Annotated in this window: 20 protein-coding genes; 6 read left to right on the top strand and 14 right to left on the bottom strand. The window is 54.4% G+C overall.

The features are described 5' to 3' along the window. Nucleotides 1–18 precede the first annotated feature (18 nt). On the top strand, nucleotides 19–996 hold the full coding sequence (locus tag OGV67_RS07365) for a FecCD family ABC transporter permease (protein ID WP_172958466.1): 978 nt from the start codon (nucleotides 19–21) through the stop codon (nucleotides 994–996). 87 nt (nucleotides 997–1,083) lie between these two features. On the opposite strand, the gene OGV67_RS07360 is transcribed toward OGV67_RS07365, so the two are convergent. Next, on the bottom strand, nucleotides 1,084–1,647 hold the full coding sequence (locus OGV67_RS07360) for a flavin reductase family protein (protein ID WP_071258844.1): 564 nt from the start codon (nucleotides 1,645–1,647) through the stop codon (nucleotides 1,084–1,086). Between the two features lie 243 nt (nucleotides 1,648–1,890). On the opposite strand from OGV67_RS07360, the gene OGV67_RS07355 reads away from it, so the two are divergent. The 4 genes from OGV67_RS07355 (at nucleotide 1,891) to OGV67_RS07340 (ending at nucleotide 4,614) form a co-directional block, all read left to right on the top strand. Then, a complete protein-coding gene (locus OGV67_RS07355) occupies nucleotides 1,891–3,015 on the top strand; it encodes a YbdK family carboxylate-amine ligase (protein ID WP_047462784.1) in 1,125 nt (374 codons plus the stop codon). 337 nt (nucleotides 3,016–3,352) lie between these two features. Further along, nucleotides 3,353–3,721 (top strand): NlpC/P60 family protein, encoded by a 369-nt coding sequence (locus tag OGV67_RS07350; RefSeq protein ID WP_200003427.1) that lies wholly within the window; start codon nucleotides 3,353–3,355, stop codon nucleotides 3,719–3,721. After that, nucleotides 3,721–4,224 (top strand): YqhG/Tai3 family protein, encoded by a 504-nt coding sequence (locus tag OGV67_RS07345; protein WP_115614741.1) that lies wholly within the window; start codon nucleotides 3,721–3,723, stop codon nucleotides 4,222–4,224. Before OGV67_RS07350 ends, OGV67_RS07345 begins: the two co-directional genes overlap by 1 nt. Before the next feature lie 117 nt (nucleotides 4,225–4,341). Beyond that, nucleotides 4,342–4,614, top strand: a complete 273-nt coding sequence (locus tag OGV67_RS07340; RefSeq protein WP_200003428.1) for a hypothetical protein — start codon at nucleotides 4,342–4,344, stop codon at nucleotides 4,612–4,614. Between the two features lie 88 nt (nucleotides 4,615–4,702). On the opposite strand, the gene dctP is transcribed toward OGV67_RS07340, so the two are convergent. Both dctP and OGV67_RS07330 read right to left on the bottom strand, forming a co-directional pair. Further along, on the bottom strand, nucleotides 4,703–5,758 hold the full coding sequence (gene dctP, locus OGV67_RS07335) for a TRAP transporter substrate-binding protein DctP (protein ID WP_181821202.1): 1,056 nt from the start codon (nucleotides 5,756–5,758) through the stop codon (nucleotides 4,703–4,705). A 48-nt stretch (nucleotides 5,759–5,806) separates the two neighbouring features. Continuing rightward, the gene (locus OGV67_RS07330) at nucleotides 5,807–6,397 is read right to left on the bottom strand and encodes a nuclear transport factor 2 family protein (RefSeq protein WP_012131798.1); all 591 of its coding nucleotides are present in this window, start codon (nucleotides 6,395–6,397) and stop codon (nucleotides 5,807–5,809) included. A 110-nt stretch (nucleotides 6,398–6,507) separates the two neighbouring features. Here OGV67_RS07330 and OGV67_RS07325 point away from each other — a divergent pair, with 110 nt between their 5' ends. Beyond that, nucleotides 6,508–7,410 (top strand): LysR substrate-binding domain-containing protein, encoded by a 903-nt coding sequence (locus OGV67_RS07325; RefSeq protein ID WP_071258852.1) that lies wholly within the window; start codon nucleotides 6,508–6,510, stop codon nucleotides 7,408–7,410. Here the strand turns inward: OGV67_RS07325 and ldtA are convergent. The 11 genes from ldtA to cbiK all read right to left on the bottom strand — a co-directional run bounded on the left by ldtA (nucleotide 7,385) and on the right by cbiK (nucleotide 16,319). Beyond that, nucleotides 7,385–8,317: a L,D-transpeptidase gene (gene ldtA / locus OGV67_RS07320; RefSeq protein WP_137675735.1), complete on the bottom strand. Its 933-nt coding sequence runs from the start codon at nucleotides 8,315–8,317 to the stop codon at nucleotides 7,385–7,387. The genes OGV67_RS07325 and ldtA overlap by 26 nt on opposite strands. Nucleotides 8,318–8,426: 109 nt before the next feature. Beyond that, nucleotides 8,427–9,485 (bottom strand): nicotinate-nucleotide--dimethylbenzimidazole phosphoribosyltransferase, encoded by a 1,059-nt coding sequence (cobT, locus tag OGV67_RS07315; protein ID WP_047462767.1) that lies wholly within the window; start codon nucleotides 9,483–9,485, stop codon nucleotides 8,427–8,429. Nucleotides 9,486–9,510: 25 nt separating this feature from the next. Then, nucleotides 9,511–10,254: an adenosylcobinamide-GDP ribazoletransferase gene (gene cobS / locus OGV67_RS07310; protein WP_114848172.1), complete on the bottom strand. Its 744-nt coding sequence runs from the start codon at nucleotides 10,252–10,254 to the stop codon at nucleotides 9,511–9,513. Beyond that, a complete protein-coding gene (gene cobU / locus OGV67_RS07305) occupies nucleotides 10,251–10,796 on the bottom strand; it encodes a bifunctional adenosylcobinamide kinase/adenosylcobinamide-phosphate guanylyltransferase (protein WP_047462761.1) in 546 nt (181 codons plus the stop codon). The genes cobS and cobU overlap by 4 nt, the downstream gene beginning before the upstream one ends. After that, nucleotides 10,793–12,313 carry a cobyric acid synthase gene (locus OGV67_RS07300; RefSeq protein WP_049007955.1) on the bottom strand — a complete coding sequence of 507 codons (1,521 nt, stop codon included), beginning with the start codon at nucleotides 12,311–12,313 and terminating at the stop codon, nucleotides 10,793–10,795. The genes cobU and OGV67_RS07300 overlap by 4 nt, the downstream gene beginning before the upstream one ends. Further along, complete coding sequence (locus tag OGV67_RS07295) at nucleotides 12,310–13,125, bottom strand: energy-coupling factor ABC transporter ATP-binding protein (protein ID WP_012131791.1); 816 nt, start codon at nucleotides 13,123–13,125, stop codon at nucleotides 12,310–12,312. The genes OGV67_RS07300 and OGV67_RS07295 overlap by 4 nt, the downstream gene beginning before the upstream one ends. Nucleotides 13,126–13,133: 8 nt before the next feature. Next, nucleotides 13,134–13,811 carry an energy-coupling factor ABC transporter transmembrane protein gene (locus OGV67_RS07290; protein ID WP_012131790.1) on the bottom strand — a complete coding sequence of 226 codons (678 nt, stop codon included), beginning with the start codon at nucleotides 13,809–13,811 and terminating at the stop codon, nucleotides 13,134–13,136. Then, nucleotides 13,798–14,079: an energy-coupling factor ABC transporter substrate-binding protein gene (locus OGV67_RS07285; protein WP_012131789.1), complete on the bottom strand. Its 282-nt coding sequence runs from the start codon at nucleotides 14,077–14,079 to the stop codon at nucleotides 13,798–13,800. The genes OGV67_RS07290 and OGV67_RS07285 overlap by 14 nt, the downstream gene beginning before the upstream one ends. A 1-nt stretch (nucleotide 14,080) precedes the next feature. Continuing rightward, entirely contained in the window at nucleotides 14,081–14,818 is a 738-nt protein-coding gene (cbiM, locus tag OGV67_RS07280) for a cobalt ECF transporter S component CbiM (RefSeq protein ID WP_012131788.1), read from the bottom strand. Then, nucleotides 14,815–15,528: a cobalt-factor II C(20)-methyltransferase gene (locus OGV67_RS07275; RefSeq protein ID WP_012131787.1), complete on the bottom strand. Its 714-nt coding sequence runs from the start codon at nucleotides 15,526–15,528 to the stop codon at nucleotides 14,815–14,817. Before OGV67_RS07275 ends, cbiM begins: the two co-directional genes overlap by 4 nt. Next, nucleotides 15,525–16,319 carry a sirohydrochlorin cobaltochelatase gene (gene cbiK / locus OGV67_RS07270; protein ID WP_115614740.1) on the bottom strand — a complete coding sequence of 265 codons (795 nt, stop codon included), beginning with the start codon at nucleotides 16,317–16,319 and terminating at the stop codon, nucleotides 15,525–15,527. The genes OGV67_RS07275 and cbiK overlap by 4 nt, the downstream gene beginning before the upstream one ends.

Genomic DNA, 16,319 nt, shown 5'->3' with positions numbered 1-16,319 from the left:
CCTGCTTTTCGCCTTTCCATGCTGTTTCCGGCCCTGATGCTGGCGTTTTGCATTGCCATTATGTATGGCCCGGTGACTTTTTCCATGAAGGACGTGGCAAATGCCATACTGGCAGGCTACTGGCATAGCGATACAGCGGGAACGCTTCATCAGCGGATCGTATGGTCTCTGCGTATGCCGCGCACCCTGCTTGCTGCGCTGGCGGGCGCCGCATTAGCGCTGGCCGGAACGGTGCTCCAGTCGTTGACACGCAATCCTCTTGCCGACCCCTGGGTGTTGGGGATCTCATCCGGCGCAGGGTTTGGCGCGGTACTGGTCATTGCGCTTGGTCTCAGTGCGGGCTGGGCCGCTGTACCTGCCGGAGCGTTCTGCGGCGCGATGCTGGCTTTCGCACTGGTGCTTTTCATGGCGCGGAAATCGCTATCCGGCCAGTCCAGCCGTTTTATCCTGACCGGCGTCGCCGTGACACAGCTTCTCTCCGCCGCCACATCATTAACCACGCTCTGGAAAACGGATGCAGACACCACGCGAGGGGTGATGTTCTGGCTGCTGGGAAGCTTTGCACAGGCATCCTGGCTTCAGGTACTGCTTTGCGCACTGGTGCTGTTGCCGATATTTCTGCTCTGCTGGTGGCGGGCAATAGAGCTGGATGTGCTCACGTTCGGCAATGTGACGGCGGCGTCGCTTGGTGTGGACGTTGGCGCAATCAGGCTCGCCCTGTATTGTTTATTGACCTTATTGACTGCGGTCATTGTGGCATGTTGCGGAGCAATAGGTTTTATTGGGCTGACCGTGCCTCATATCGCCCGTATATTCATTGGTCATCGCCATCGTTCTCTGCTGCCGGCATCCATGCTGTGCGGCGCGACTTTTACCGTTCTGGCTGATACGCTTGCCCGAACGCTGTTTGCGCCCCGTGAATTACCCGTCGGCATCCTGACGGCGATGCTCGGGGTTCCGGTATTTCTGTTCCTGATTTCACGGACTTCCCGATAAAATACTGACGAAGGCGATCCCTGGCAGAAAGCCCGCTTTTTAGCGGGCTTTCTGCCATTTATCCGTGACGAGCGCCACCGCAAACGCTCAGATAAGCATTTCCGGCCTGAACAGCGCGCTCAGATTCATTGTCTTGCCCGACACAATAAACTCCCCCTTCCCTGTATAGTGAATCGTCTCAGGGTGTTCCGGTGATGTGGCCACATGCGCCTTCACGACCTCGAAAATGAAAAAATTGTAGCGTTCCACCAGCACATCATCATACAAACAGCACTCAAAATTCGCATAACATTGCTGGATCAGCGGGGCATCAACCTCATCGGCTTCCTGTGCCGTAAGATTAAATTCGGCAAACTTATCGATGTCAGCGCCAGACGTGTTGCCGATTCGCACGACCGTCTCGGCCAAATCCGTCAGCGGAACGTTGATCACGCATTCCCGGCTATGACGGATCATCTCAAAACTGTGGTTGCCGCCCGAAATCATCAGCCCGACCAGCGAGGGAGAAAATTCCAGAACGGTATGCCAGCCCAGCGTCATGATATTGGTCTTTCCGTTCCATTTGGATGACACCAACACAACCGGGCCCGGTTCTAAATACCGGCGAACCTGACTGACCGGATAATCAACTTTAGTGATAGCTAAGCTCATAAGATGACTCCTGTTAAAGTGTTCCACAAAAACAGGCCACACTGCTGCGGCAATACCTGAGCAGTCCTCGCACTACAGCATACTCTCTCTCGTCATATCGCAAAAAATTAACCATACTAATAAAATGGTTTTATGACCGTAATCAGGGTTCCGCGATTCACCTCTGGCAGGCATGACCGTCTGACCTACACTTTTAACAATAGAATTTCAGGCCAACCACAACAACTCAGTGCAGAGGACATTATGGTATCTCTACCTTTTACCCGCTCACTGCGGTTTACGACGGGCACCGAGCTGGAACTCCAGTTAATCGACAGAAACGATACCAGGCTGGTGGATAAAGCGGATATCGTGCTGGCCGATATGGCGCACACTCAGCAAATAAAGCATGAGCTAACCAAGTCAATGATTGAACTGAACAGCTCAGTACACTCTTCGGTGTTTAAACTGCATGAAGAATTATCTTTATTAGCCTGTAACGTCAGGGAAGTCGCCAGAAAACACGGCTGCGATGTTACCGGCGGCGGCCGCCATTTAGATGGCGACTGGCGAGAACAGGTGATTAGCGATTTACAACGTCATCAAAATCTGGCCGTACGCTATGGCTACATCACCAAAATGGCCTGCGTATTTGGGCAGCATATTCATATTGGCGTTCAGGATGGCGATGACGCCATTTATCTGTGTCATGCGCTTATTCCCTACCTGCCCCATTTAGTTGCACTCAGCGCCTCTTCGCCGTGGCTGGATGGCGTGGATACCTCTTTTTCAAGTTCCCGCTTTACCGGGCAGAACGCCTTTCTGAACAGTGAACTGATTGAAAACATCTATAACTGGGACGAGTTCGTCGTATTTTATAACGAGATGGTCGATGTCGGGATCATTAAAAGTATCAAAGATATTTACTGGTACGTCAGGCCACAGCCTGCTCTGGGCACAATTGAAATCAGAATATGCGATATGCCGCTGACAATATTTCATGCCGCAATGCTCACAGGCTATAGCAAAATACTGGCTCAGTATCTGTTAGCCAACCGGACGAATATCGTCAAAAAACATCATGCTATTGAAAAATACAATATCTTTAACGCCCGGCGCGATGGCTTACAGGCCAGCTACGTCAACACGTTAACCAGGCAGCGTCAGTCGCTGGCGAGTCAGATATTGCAGACCGTAGAGAACCTGTCATTACGCACCCACAGTGATGAGGATAAGTACGTTCTGCAATATATTGCCCGGTATGTCAAAAAGGGCATCAATGATTCAGACAGAATACGCAGTATGATTAAACGCGCGGTGGACTTAAACACCGTCATGGAACGTATGCGAAAAATGCTGTTATCAGCGCCAAAGAATTATAAAAAATGATGCATACCAGGGCCGAAAATGGTTATTCGGCCCTTTTATCAGGCAACTGTAGTAATACGTTCCCGAGCGTTACGTTTTGCCTTCTCGCTTAAGGGGTCGGAGACACCATCTCGTCCAGAATGCTACAGACCTGTTTCCCGCTCATATTCCGATACCCGCATTCTTTTATTTTCGGAATTCGTTTAGGCAATCCCTTCGCTATTGATTCCGCCTGCTCTCAGCGTCAAGTGCACTTGCCTCGCTTATCACGTTACGCTTTCTGTGGCACTAAATGATTAACCCTCCTAACTAATTGGGTATCTATTAGCAATTTCTCTAACTGAAATGGATGATAATCATGGGATGGGACACAAGAAGCGCCGGAAACGGGGCAAAACATCACGCCGAACCGGGGCCAACGAATAACTGTGCATCGTATGCGCGCAAGGCCATAAAGGCAGGGGGCGTGATCGTAACAAACACGCAAAACGCCAAAGATTACGGCCCAATGCTGGAGTCTGCGGGGTTTAGAAAAATATCTTCAACGCAATCCCCCAGAGCTGGCGACGTGGTAGTGATTCAGCCTTACGCGGGAGGACACGCCGCCGGTCACATGTCTATTTACGACGGCCAGGATTGGTATTCAGACTTTAAACAGCGGGATTTTTGGGGCGGTCCTGGATACCGTTCGTCAAAGCCAGCGCATCAAATGTACAGGAAGGATTGATGAAAGCCCTTTATGTTGTTCTCATGATATTTGCAATTACCGCGTGCAGCTCAGGACGCGATAACGCAGAACGGCGTGTTTCAGATTTCTACACTTACTATCTAAACGTGTTTGCAAATAGTGAAGGGAAAATAAAGCCTGCGCCTGAAAAGATGGATGAATATATTTCGAAGGATACGCTAGCCCAACTAAATATTATCTCTCATATTTATGAGCAGGAGATTATCGACACCGATTACTATACATATGCGCAAGATTATTCAGCAGATTGGATCCCCTTATTGAAAGTTGGAAAAGCTAAAAACTGTTTTGGTGGTGAATACGTCGATGTTTGGTTGGGTCGACAAAACAATCAGACGTATCAAATTGGAGTCTACCTAAAAAGAGAGGGCGGCAAGTGGAAAATATACAGAGTAAAGAATGTTACCGCCGGTTATGAGCATTACATATTTGACGCGCACGCCATTGAGAAAGCGAAGCAACATGCTGCAACCACCAATTAAATAGGGAGATTATGACGGCCGCTAAATTAATCCCAATTCGCGGCCGTCCTTAACAGTCATTATGCTTTTCTTTCGTCCTCAGGTGGATTCAACAACGTCAGCGCTACAGAATGTTTTATGATTCAGCCGTCGTTTAAGGATATAAGAGCCCACTCCCGCCAGCGTCAGTCGCTGGCGGGTCAGATATTGCAGACCGTAGAGAACCTGTCATTACGCACCCACAGTGATGAGGATAAGTACGTTCTGCAATATATTACCCGGTATGTCAAAAAGGGCATCAATGATTCAGACAGAATACGCAGTATGATTAAACGCGCGGTGGACTTAAACACCGTCATGGAACGTATGCGAAAAATGCTGCTATCAGCACCAAAGAATTATAAAAAATGATGCACGCCAGGGCCGAAAATGGTTATTCGGCCCTTTTATCAGGCAATTGTAGTAATACGTTCCCGAGCGTTACATTTTGCCTTCTCGCTTAAGGGGCCGGAGACATCATCTCGTCCAGAATGCTACTGACCTGTTTCATCACCCTTCCCGCTTCGGTAAGCCCGTTCTTTTCCTGTTCCTTCACCCACTCAGACTGAATCTCCTGGTATCGGGTGGCGGCTTTCCATTGCGCAACGTCTTCAGAGTGCAGGACCCTGACCGTCGCACCGCTTTTTTCCAGATCGGCGACTTGTGTGGTGAAACTTTTATCCATTACGGAACCCAGGGATTGATAAGCAACGTCAGCGGCCCGTTGAATCGCCGCCCGATCGTCGCGGGAAAGGTTATCCCAGGTATTTTTATTCATCACCAGCAGGTAAACATGCCCAAGCCAGAGATCCCGCGAAACCAGCACATCAGGCGCGAATCGCTGAGCATTTAACGCATAGCCGCTATCCACATTCAACATTAATCCGTCGAGACTTCCGCTTTGTAAGGCCTTGTAGGTTTCATCTCCCCAGGGCATGGTCACAGCTTTAGCGCCGACATTTTTCAGAAACCCCTGGTGCCAGAAACTGGCGGAGCGCCACGTTCCCCCCTTAAGTCCTTCAGGATTACTCAGCGCGGTAGTGCTAAAAAAAGCCAGCGGATAGCCGGTCGCAATGAAAACATTCACCACATTTTCTTTCTTGAGTTCTGCCGAAAAATCCGGGATATCCGCATAAACGCGGCGAAAGAAAGCAACCTGCTTTTCCCCGGCAGGGCCGACGGGGAAGCTTTTAAAGATTTGCTGCAATGGTAATGCCTTAGCCGCATATTCAGGTACAACAACGGCCATATCCGCTTTGTCCCCCTTTCCCGCCAGAGCCAGAGCCGTATAACCATCACTTAGCTCACCTCCCCAGTGCGCCTCTACCTTCAGGCGACCACGCGACTCTTTTTCGATTGCGGGGAAAAATACGTCATTGATAAAACGAGTGCGCATTCCACCCAGCGGTTCATGGTCGCTGTAGATTAGGGTTTGCGCAGCCGAAGCTGCACCGGGAAACATTAGCATCGCAAACAGAACGGCGATGCATTTTCGTCCTGGTATAGTGGTGAGCATTTCTCTTATCCTTTTGAGAATCATGATGATCGCAGTCGCTGATGAAGCTTAAACAACGGGTTCAGACAGCCAGCGCTGCCCTTCGGTTTTCATCTGCTGTTCGAGCGCACTACCGCGCGTTGCGAATACACGCGTGACCGGAAATCCGCTTTTTTCCAGCAGGTATGCCAGCGCGGCGTATTCTCGCGGGTATTTTGCTACCGCGCTTTGATCAATATCGACCACGCCCAGCGGGAAGGTAAAACTCCCCATGTCATAAATGCTCTGGCGTCTGAAGAGCTTCCACACGCCATCGCGTTTTTCTGCCATATCGTAAAAGCGATTATGGGTCACCATCCCCAGATTCAGCTTCACATTCTCGCCGATGATCATGGCATTGGTTTCTACAATGGCGCGGTTGACGCTGCTATTGAAGGTCACTACCGGCGTGCCAATCAAATGCTTGGTGCGGATATCAGAGGCGCCCATACGCATTGAGCCGTCAACAAAATCGCTCGCCAGCCCTTCAAACCAGGTTATCTCAATGGTGCCATCCGGGTGAAACAGCCCGCGAAGTTGCTCCCATTCGCCCAGATCGCGATGCATCCAGCCAGTGAGAAGATCGGTAATTTGCTGACGATCCGCCAGGTGATTGTGCATAATTTTTACTCCAGCCAGTTAAGTGGATTCAGTTTCCTCGCCATTAACGTTAAAATCCAATAGATAAATCTTACAGATTATTCAGTTTAGATGAATGATGAGGCCATCGTATGGATCTGCGCCACTTACGCTATTTTCTTGCCGTTGCACAAGAAGGACACTTTGGCCGCGCCGCCGAAAAACTCAATATTGTTCCTCCCGCGCTGAGCATGCAGATCAAGGCGCTGGAAGAAGAGTTAGGCGGCCCGCTGTTTATTCGTACCAGCCGGAAAGTTGAGTTAACCGAAGCGGGAAAATTGTTGCAGACCGAAGCGCAACGCACGCTTGAGCAGGCGGAACATGCCCGTCTGACAGTACAACGGTCGATGCGCGGAGAAACGGGTCTTGTGCGCGTTGGCTTTGCTGGCAACGCGGTGTTCAGCGGCAAATTGACAGAAGATCTGCGCGCCTTTCGCCAGGCCTATCCCGATGCGGAACTGGTTGTGTGCGAAATCGCACCGTTGCTACAAGCGGATGCCATTTTGAGCGGCCAGCTCGACATTGGTTACACACCCGATCACCATAACGTACGCCAGCCAGAATTAGCGGCTGAAAAAATAGGCCTCTGGGGCCGGATGGTCGCCATCGCCGACGATCATCCGCTGGCTTGTGAAACCCATTTGACGGTAGATATGCTGGCTGAAGAGCCCCTCATTTTCTACGACACCCACCGTGCGGATGAGCCGCTTTATATGATGCTCACAGAGATTATGGGTCATGTTCCGCACGTCGCCCATTGCACCTCCAGCACGCTCAGCGTACTGGCTCTGGCCGCCGCCGGGCAAGGGCTGGCGCTGGTGCCTGAACCGCTGATGCACATCGCCATTCCCGGCCTGGTCTATCGCCCTCTCGACGCGCCGGAATTATCGGCCAATCTGATGCTGCTCAGCAGAAAGAACGACAATAACGGCGCGGTAAAGGCTTTTCTGGAGATTGCGCGGAGAAACGTCAGAACCCCGTCAGACCCGCGCTGATATTTGTCGGCATCCCGGAGCGGCGCTCCAGCGCCTCGTTGACGCGATGAATGTCAACGCCGTCGCCCTTCATAAAAGTACGCATCACCGGCGTGATCGGCAGCGGTACTTTTTTGTCAGATTCAAATTCAGTGCGATTACGCGATAACGGCTCATGCACTTCAATCCAGCGACTGCCGTCCGCTTCGACGGTGGTTTTCACCGGTTGATCGATAATCTGCACGCGAGTGCCCACCGGTACATTGTCAAACAGGTATTTGATGTCATCGTTACGCAACCGGATGCACCCCTGGCTCACGCGCAGCCCAATACCGAAGTTCGCATTTGTGCCATGAATGGCATACAGCTTACCGATATAAATTGCATACAGCCCCATCGGGTTATCCGGCCCGGCGGGGACAAACGCGGGCAGACTTTCGCCTCGTTTAGCATATTCACGTCGGGTATTCGCCGTCGGCGTCCAGCTCGGCGCCTCCTGCTTACGCTCTACCGCAGTCACCCAGTTACGTGGGGTTTCTCGCCCCGCCTCGCCAATGCCAATCGGCAGGACATCAACGGTATCGCCCCCTTTCGGATAGTAGTAAAGACGCATTTCCGCCACGTTAACCACAATGCCTTCACGCACGGTATCCGGCAAAATAAGCTGCTGCGGCACCACCAGCGTCGAACCGGACTTCGGCAAAAAGACGTCCACATCGGGATTCGCTTCGAGCATATTGCTCAGCCCTTGTCCGTACTGCGCCGCAAACGCTTCCAGCGGTTGAGTATTATTGTCCGGGACGGTTATCGTCAGCGGGTTACCGACCAGAAGACTCCCTTCTGGCGGTAGTGGATAACTTACCGCCAGCGCGCTCTGGCTTGCGAACAGCAGAATAAAAGAACAAAACAATTTCACACGAGGCACCATTTCCCTTTCCTCAAATCGCAGCAGATGTCGGTTAATTATAGCTTTTTTATCGCCTTTCCGACGTTAACAGCGAATGAGCGCCACCGAAGGGAAACGATACGGCTTATCTTTATTTACCATCCGGCAGGACAATATTACTTGCCGCCAGTTGCCCCATATTGCGGTACATCGCGCAGGCAGCTTCAACGATGGGCATTGCCAGCGCTGCGCCGCTGCCTTCGCCGAGACGCATTCCCATATGCAGATACGGCTCCAGCTCCAGGTGCTCCAGCGCAATCCGCGCCCCCTTCTCTGCTGAGAAATGCGACGGAATCAGATACGGTTTAATTTCCGGCGCAATCTGACACGCCGCCAGCGCCGCAGAATAGGAGAGAAAACCATCCAGCACAACCGGCAATCCACATGACGCGGCGCCCAGCATCACGCCCGCCATACCGACCAGGTCAAAACCGCCCACCTTCGCCAGCACCTCAACGCCATCACGCGGATCGGGCCGGTTCACCGCAATGGCGCGGCGCACAACCTCAACTTTATTGCCAATTCTGGAGAGCGGAAGATTCGCGCCAATCCCCACCACATCTTCGGCATCGCTACCGGTCAGTACACTCACAATCGCCGCCGCAGGGGTGGTATTCGCCATTCCCAGTTCGCCAACGCCAAACAGCGTCACGCCGCTTTGCGCCAGTTCGCGGGTGTAGCGCATCACTTCCAGCAGCAGTTCTTCGGCCTGAACGCGGCTCATCGCCGGGCCTGTCGCAATATTCCCGCACCCACGCGCCACGCGCATATTCACCACGCCGGGGATCGGGTCGGCATCAATCCCGACGTCAATCACATGGACTTTTGCCCCGGCCTGAGCAGCCAGTACGCAAACACCGGTTGTTCCCTGCGTCATGTTGGCCGCCTGAATGGCGGTGACAACTTTCGGCGAGACCGCAACCCCTTCATCCCACACGCCATGATCGGCGCACATCACCAGCATCGCCTTCTTACCGACATGCGGAGTGCCGTTGAGACCGGGCATCCCCGCTAACTGTACGGCCAGCGCTTCCAGGCGCCCGAGGCTGCCCGGCGGTTTGAGCAAGCCGTCGATGTGCTGCCGGGCGTGCGCCATTGCGTCGCTGTCCGGTTTGGGAATGTCACGGAGTAAAGAGGTTAACGTCTGCATAAGGGTTCTCATCGTGTTGGCTGGCTCACAGCAGAGCCAGCAGGAAGATCAACTCGCCAAGTTCAATCGCCGCACCCAGCGTATCGCCGGTTTGCCCACCCAATGTGCGTTTTAATAATTGTCCAAGAATAAAAATTGCCGCCAGAGTGATCACCAGCGCAGCGACCCCGCGCATCCCCGGCATGAGTATCGCCGCGAGAATAGCGGTTAATCCCAGCGTAACGCAGGTTTGTCGCCCGGTAACTTTGCCGATAAACACGTTGCCCAGCCCTTCTTCACGGGCATAGCGATGACGATACATCAGCAATACGGCGACACCGCGCCCCGCCGCGCAGGCCATCGCCAGCGCCGCCAGCATCGGCGTGCCTCTCAGCGCCAGTTCGCTAATCACCAGCACTTTCGCCAGCAGGACAAAAATCAACGCCAGCCCGCCGTGGGTGCCCAGGCGGCTGTCACGCATAATTTCCAGCATCCGCTCCCGGCGGCGGGCGGAAAAAATACCGTCACAGGTATCCGCCAGACCGTCGAGGTGAAAACCGCCGGTCAGCAGCGCCAGCGTCAAAACGCAAAACAGGGCCGCCAGTGGAATGCCGCACCAGGACTGAAGCGCCACAAACACCAGGCCGCCAATCGCGCCCAGCAGCATGCCGATTAGCGGGAATGTCACAATACCGCGGGAATACTCCTCAAAATCCAGCCCCTGAGACCAACGGGTCGGAACAGGCAAACGCGAAATAAAAGCGAGCATCGCCCAGAACAACTTACTCATTTAATTTTGACTCCAATACCCGATACCACCAGCCAGACCTCATCCGCCGCCGCAGCCAGACGCTGATTGACGCGCCCGGCGATGTCGCGAAAATGTCGCGCCAGACGATTTTCCGGGACAATGCCCATGCCCACCTCATTGGTCACCAGAACCACCTGAGCCGGACAGCGCTGACAGGCGTCGATCAACGCGCGAATTTCGTCTTCAATCGCCTGCTCCATCGCCGCGTAATCCCAGTTGTCCGGGTCCGTATCGCCACCCATCGCGAACAATAAATTGGTCACCATGGTCGTGATACACTCCAGCAGAATGGCCTCTTCGGGGGCGTTATCTGGCGTAATCAGCGCATCAAGATGCCGCCAGCATTCCGCTGTTCGCCAGTGCGGCGGTCTGCCATCCCGATGGTGCTGAATTCGCGCCGCCATCTCCTCATCAAAAATCTGCGACGTGGCGATGTACAGTACCTGCGGCGAATCCGCGATTAACGCCTCCGCATGGCGGCTTTTCCCGCTGCGCGCGCCGCCAGTCACCAGAATCATCATACGGGCTCCCGGTGCTGTTGCATGATGGTATAAATTTTCTCAATATCGATGTGTTGTCGCATCGCATCCGCCAGCAGATCAAACTGCTGCGATTTATATTGCGCGTAATGGAAGGCGTGATCCAGCGGCGTCAGCCCCTTACGCACGCGCAGGCCATTGACCAGCGCCCGCGTGAACGCATCACTGTCGAACAAGCCATGAAGATAGGTGCCAAAGACCAGTCCGTCGTCCGTTACCGCGCCGTCAGCGATAGCGTTTTCGCCTTTGCGTAATGTCATGGCTGGCTGGCATTGTGCATTCAGTGTCGTCTCGCCCATATGAATTTCATACCCGCGCACCGCCAGGCCAGACGCCGCCGCCAGCCATCCCGGCAGCGCAGAGGCCATCTGCCCTTCAACCTGCGTGGTGGTTTTATCCTGCGCGAAATGCGTGACGGTATTAAGCAGCCCAAGACCGGGGAGCGTGCCCAGCCCGGACTCCACCTCATCAATAATGGTGTCGCCCAGCATCTGATAGCCGCCACAGATGCCTGCCACCGGTACGCCCTGACGATGCGCCTGCAACACGCCATGCGCCATTGCGCTTTCACGCAGCCAGACCAGATCGCCAAGCGTATTTTTGCTGCCCGGCAGAATTATCAGGTCCGCGCCCGCCAGTTCTTCAGGATGGCGCACATAGCGCACGCGAACATCCGGCTGCGCCGCCAGCGCGTTGAAATCGGTGAAATTCGAGATATGCGGCACCTGAACAACGGCAATGTCGATATCACGCCTATCGGTACGCAGGTATTTGCCTTTTTGCAGCGCCACGCCATCCTCATCTTCAAGATCGACCTCCAGCCAGGGCATCACGCCCAGAACCGGCACGCCGGTCAGCGCTTCAATTTGTTCAATGCCGGAGTAGAGCAGCGTCACATCGCCGCGAAACTTATTGATGATCACCCCTTTCACTCTGGCGCGTTCACTATCATGCAGCAGCGCCAGCGTACCGTAGATAGAGGCAAAAACGCCGCCGCGATCGATATCCGCCACCAGAATGACCGGGCATTGCGCCATTTCCGCCATCCCCATATTGACGATGTCGCGGTCACGCAGGTTTATTTCCGCCGGGCTACCGGCGCCCTCCAGCACCAGAACGTCATATTCTTGCGCCAGGCTATTGTAAACCGTGAGGATCTGCTCACGCAGACGCGGCTTATATTCATGGTAGCTAACCGCGTCCATATCGGTGGCGACTTTGCCCATCAACACCACCTGCGCTTTCCGATCGCTGGTCGGTTTTAGCAGGACCGGATTCATCCGCACATCCGGCGCAATCCCCGCCGCTTCCGCCTGGAAAATCTGCGCGCGTCCCATCTCTTTGCCGTCCGGCGTGATGCCGGAATTCAGCGCCATATTCTGTGATTTAAACGGCGCCGTGCGCAGGCCATCCTGATAAAAGATGCGGCACAGCCCCGCCACCAGCACACTTTTACCTACATCTGATGCCGTTCCCTGCAACATTACTGCCTGCGTCATGACGCCTCCTTCAGCGCGTTCTCTCGCATACGCCCAAAAAATTCTTCTTCCGTTTTACACAGCGGCAACCCCAGTTGCGCATGCAGTTTGACCAGCCACGGTTGCGTCAGCCCGGCTTGTTCGATCAGTTCAGTGCGTGCAAACACCTCCCCCGGCTCACCGTATGCCAGTACCTCGCCACGGCGCAGCACATAAACGGCATCGCTGACTTCATAAATGAGATCAATATCATGGCTGGAAATAACCACATGATTCCCCTGCGCCACAATCCGCTTGATGATCGCGATCATCTGCGTGCGCCCGGCAGGATCAAGCCCGGCAGTGGGTTCATCCAGCAGCAGGTAGCGGGCCTGCAACACCATCGCGCCCGCAATCGCCACGCGTTTTTTTTGCCCGTGGCTTAAACACTGGATCGGCTGATGACGGAAATGCTGTGCATCAACCAGGGTCAACGCATCGTCCACGCGGCGGGCAATCTCATCCTCAGCCACGCCTAGATTTCGCAGACTAAAAGCGATATCGCTGTCGATATCGGTATAAAAAATTTGTTGATCGGGGTCCTGAAAAACGGTTGCCACCTGTTGGCGCAGCGCCAGCAGCCCGCGCTTACTGTAATCCAGCGCTTTTCCCTGCCACAAAACCTCGCCTTTTTGCGGGCGCAGTAAACCGCTCAGGTTCATAAATAGCGTCGATTTTCCGCAGCCGTTCGCGCCCACCAGCCCGGTAACCGCATGGGGGGAGAAATCCAGCGTTAGCCCCTTGAGCACCTGCTCATCCTGATAGCGAAACCAGAGACCGGAGGTGGCAAGCATACGAATCCTTACAGGTGAAAATCACCCTGATACAGTTTGATATCAAGCACGGTGGTCATTTGCTGATAGCGGATAAGCACACGCGTAAACAGCAAACCCACCAGCATTGCCAGAGAACGATAGCCTTTCGGCAAACTACGATAGCCAAAACGCAGCGTTTGCGCGCGATGAATGGCCAGCGCTTCGTCTAACAGGATAAAAATAAAGCGCCATGTCAGCAGGATCTGCTCGGTCAGCAGCCGTGGCACATGCGCGCGCTTAAGCAAAATAATCAGTTGCGGAAACGGCAGATTCAACACCAGCCAGAACGTCGCCGCCAGCGCGCTTAGGCTGCGCCAGAAGGTTTCATTGGCGGTATTCAACCCTGACGAAGTCACCCCCAGCCAGTAATCGCCAACCGGAACGCTTGCCAGTAACAAGAGAGGATCGCGGCTCACGCTGAATAAAATCGTCACCACGCCCACGCTTAAAAAGCCAAACGGTATCGCCATCCAGCGACACCAGCGCCAGAACGAAATCCGCAGCAGCCAGCAGCTCAGCCCGGCGATGAGCGCCAGTTCAATACCCTGCCCCAAAGGAGGCAGGGTAAAGGCCAGAATCATCATCAGCAACCAGAGCAAAAACTTACGCACCGGCGTAACATGAAGCCAGCGGCTCTGGTAGCTGAGTCGATCAAGCCCGGTCATCACGGCGCTGTCTGCCTTTGCTGTAACCGAGAATATAGAAAATCACCGCCGCGCCAAGCGAACCTTGCAGCGTAAACAGCAGGCTTTCAATTTCACCGCTGGCCGGTTCATACAATGGCTGGAACCACGGTTCATAGTGCGGCGCCACCACCTGGATCTGGCTTTCCGCTTCGCCGTCAGAGCCACCGAACTCACCGCCATGATCGATAAAAAACGGCAGGATCACCAGGGCAATCACCATAGCTAACAATATCAGCGTCTTTTTCATCTTAATGTCCTTGTGCAGTAATCAACCGGCGTTTGGTCAACTGGTCGTAAATCATGACGGTCAGCAGCCCCTCCGCGATCGCAATGGGGATCTGCGTCAGGCAGAAAATCCCCATAAATTTAATCACTGACCCCATTGCCCCTGCCTGCGGGTCCGGGAACGCCACCCCAAGCTGTACCGACGTCACGAAGTACGTCACCAGATCCGCCAGCATGGCGCAAAGAAAGACGCCAACATCGCGGCGCAGCCCGGCGCGGCAGGCCATTTGCCATACCAGATACCCGACAACGGGGCCGATAACCGCCATCGACATCCCGTTCGCACCCAGCGTGGTCAGGCCGCCATGCGCCAGCAGCAGCGCCTGAAACAGCAGCACAATCGCCCCGAGGATCGCCACAACGCCTGGGCCAAATAAAATCACCGCAAGCCCTACCCCTGTCGGGTGCGAGCAACTACCTGTAACAGAAGGAATTTTCAGCGCCGACAGCACGAAGATAAACGCCCCGCACAATGCCAGCAGCACCTTCTGGTTGTTATCTTCCTGCACGATACGGCGCAGGCGCACCAGTCCGTACCACAGGCACGGTAAAAACAGCACCCACCAGGCCAGCGCCCACATCGGCGGCAGGAATCCCTCCATGATATGCATGGCGAACGCCTGCTCCGGGACAACCATCAGCAATAACGCCGCAGCTAACCCGCTGAAAGACAGCTGTTTTAGCTGTTGTTCAAGTTTCATTCTGCATACTCCCACTGTTTGTTGACCAGAATGGTCGAAAAATAGGGCAGCGGCTGCTCGTCGCTGACCTCATTCAGGTGACGCCAGCACTGCTCACCGGGCAGCGTGGCTTCCGCCATCATCAGGGCGCACTCCAGCAAACCTTCCTGTTGCAGCAATGCTTTAATACGCGCGAAACGACCGTAGACTTTCATCAGTACCAGACTGTCATGCTGCCTTAACGCCTGCTGAATTGTCTCTTCCGCCGCGGTGCAGGAGATCACCGCCAGCGATTGTTGTTCCATCGCCAGCGGCGTTTTTGCGCGGGCGGCAATGGCGGCAAACGAGGTGACGCCAGGAACGATTTCCAGCCACGCCGGGTTGCCGATCCGCTGGAGTAAAAAGACCCAGGTGCTGAACAGCATGGCATCGCCGAGGGTGATGAACCCCACCTGTTTACCCGCCTCCACTTCCTGAACCAGCGCTGCGGCTACCTCATTCCAGACGGCTTCTTTTTCCGCGCTGTCAGCGCTCATTGGAAAGTGGCAGCAGCGGACTTCCGTCTGCTCACCCAGATATTCACGCACAATAGAGAGCGCCAGACTGTCGCCGCCTTTGCGCCCTGCCGGAGCGTAAAGGATATCGAGCGAGCCAAGTATTCGCGCCGCGCGCACGGTGATCAGATCGGCTGCGCCCGGCCCGGTGCTTAACGCATACAGCTTTCCACTCATGCCGCTTCCTCCATGGCCGTATTCAGCGCCTGTTGCAGATGCGCCACGAACATGGCGCGTACCGCCGGATTCTCCCCCAGACCGCTCAGCCACGGCGTCGCCGGGATGCCTGCGGCGTTGAACTGCGTTTTCCAGGAGTCCTCTTCATCGGAAGCCATATCGTTAATGGCATGATCGCCGGCGACAAGCATCAGCGGCATCAGATGCACCGCCGTTACGCCTTCCTGACGTAAGCTCCCGATGAGAATATCCACCTCCGGGTAACTCTCAACCGCTCCCACACGCGCCGGAAAACGCTGCGCTGTCATCATATGGTCCAGACACGCATAGGCCGCAAACGCGTGGTGGCTGGCGCCGTGCCCCATAAACACCACTTTTTCCGTCGCGCCAAGCGTCGGCATCTGCTGCTGTAAAGCCTGCATCAGCTGCGCGTAATCGGTATGGCTGCTCAACAGCGGCACGCCGAGCGTAAGACGGGTAAATAACGGGCGCAGGGTCTGAACTTCACGCACAATTTTTTCGTATTCGTCGCCGTTAATAATGTGCAGGGACTGAATCGCCACATCCTGATACCCCTGTTCAGCAAGCTTCTGCAATGCCTGAAGCGGCGTATCGATTTCAATGCCGTCACGCTGTTTGAGCTTGCGGATAATCATCCCGGAGGTGAACGCGCGAAACAGATCGCGATCCGGGCAGCTGGCTGCCAGATCGCGTTCGCAGGCCACAATGTTCTTCTCACAGGTGTCGTGATAGCTGGTGCCAAAACTCACCACCAGAAGCGCTTTTTTCAT

The sequence above is a fragment of the Citrobacter sp. CK188 genome (assembly GCF_030333525.1).
GTDB lineage: Bacteria > Pseudomonadota > Gammaproteobacteria > Enterobacterales > Enterobacteriaceae > Citrobacter_B > Citrobacter_B koseri.
The sequence above is the reverse complement of the archived record's forward strand: the minus strand, read 5'-3'. Positions and strand labels throughout refer to the sequence as shown.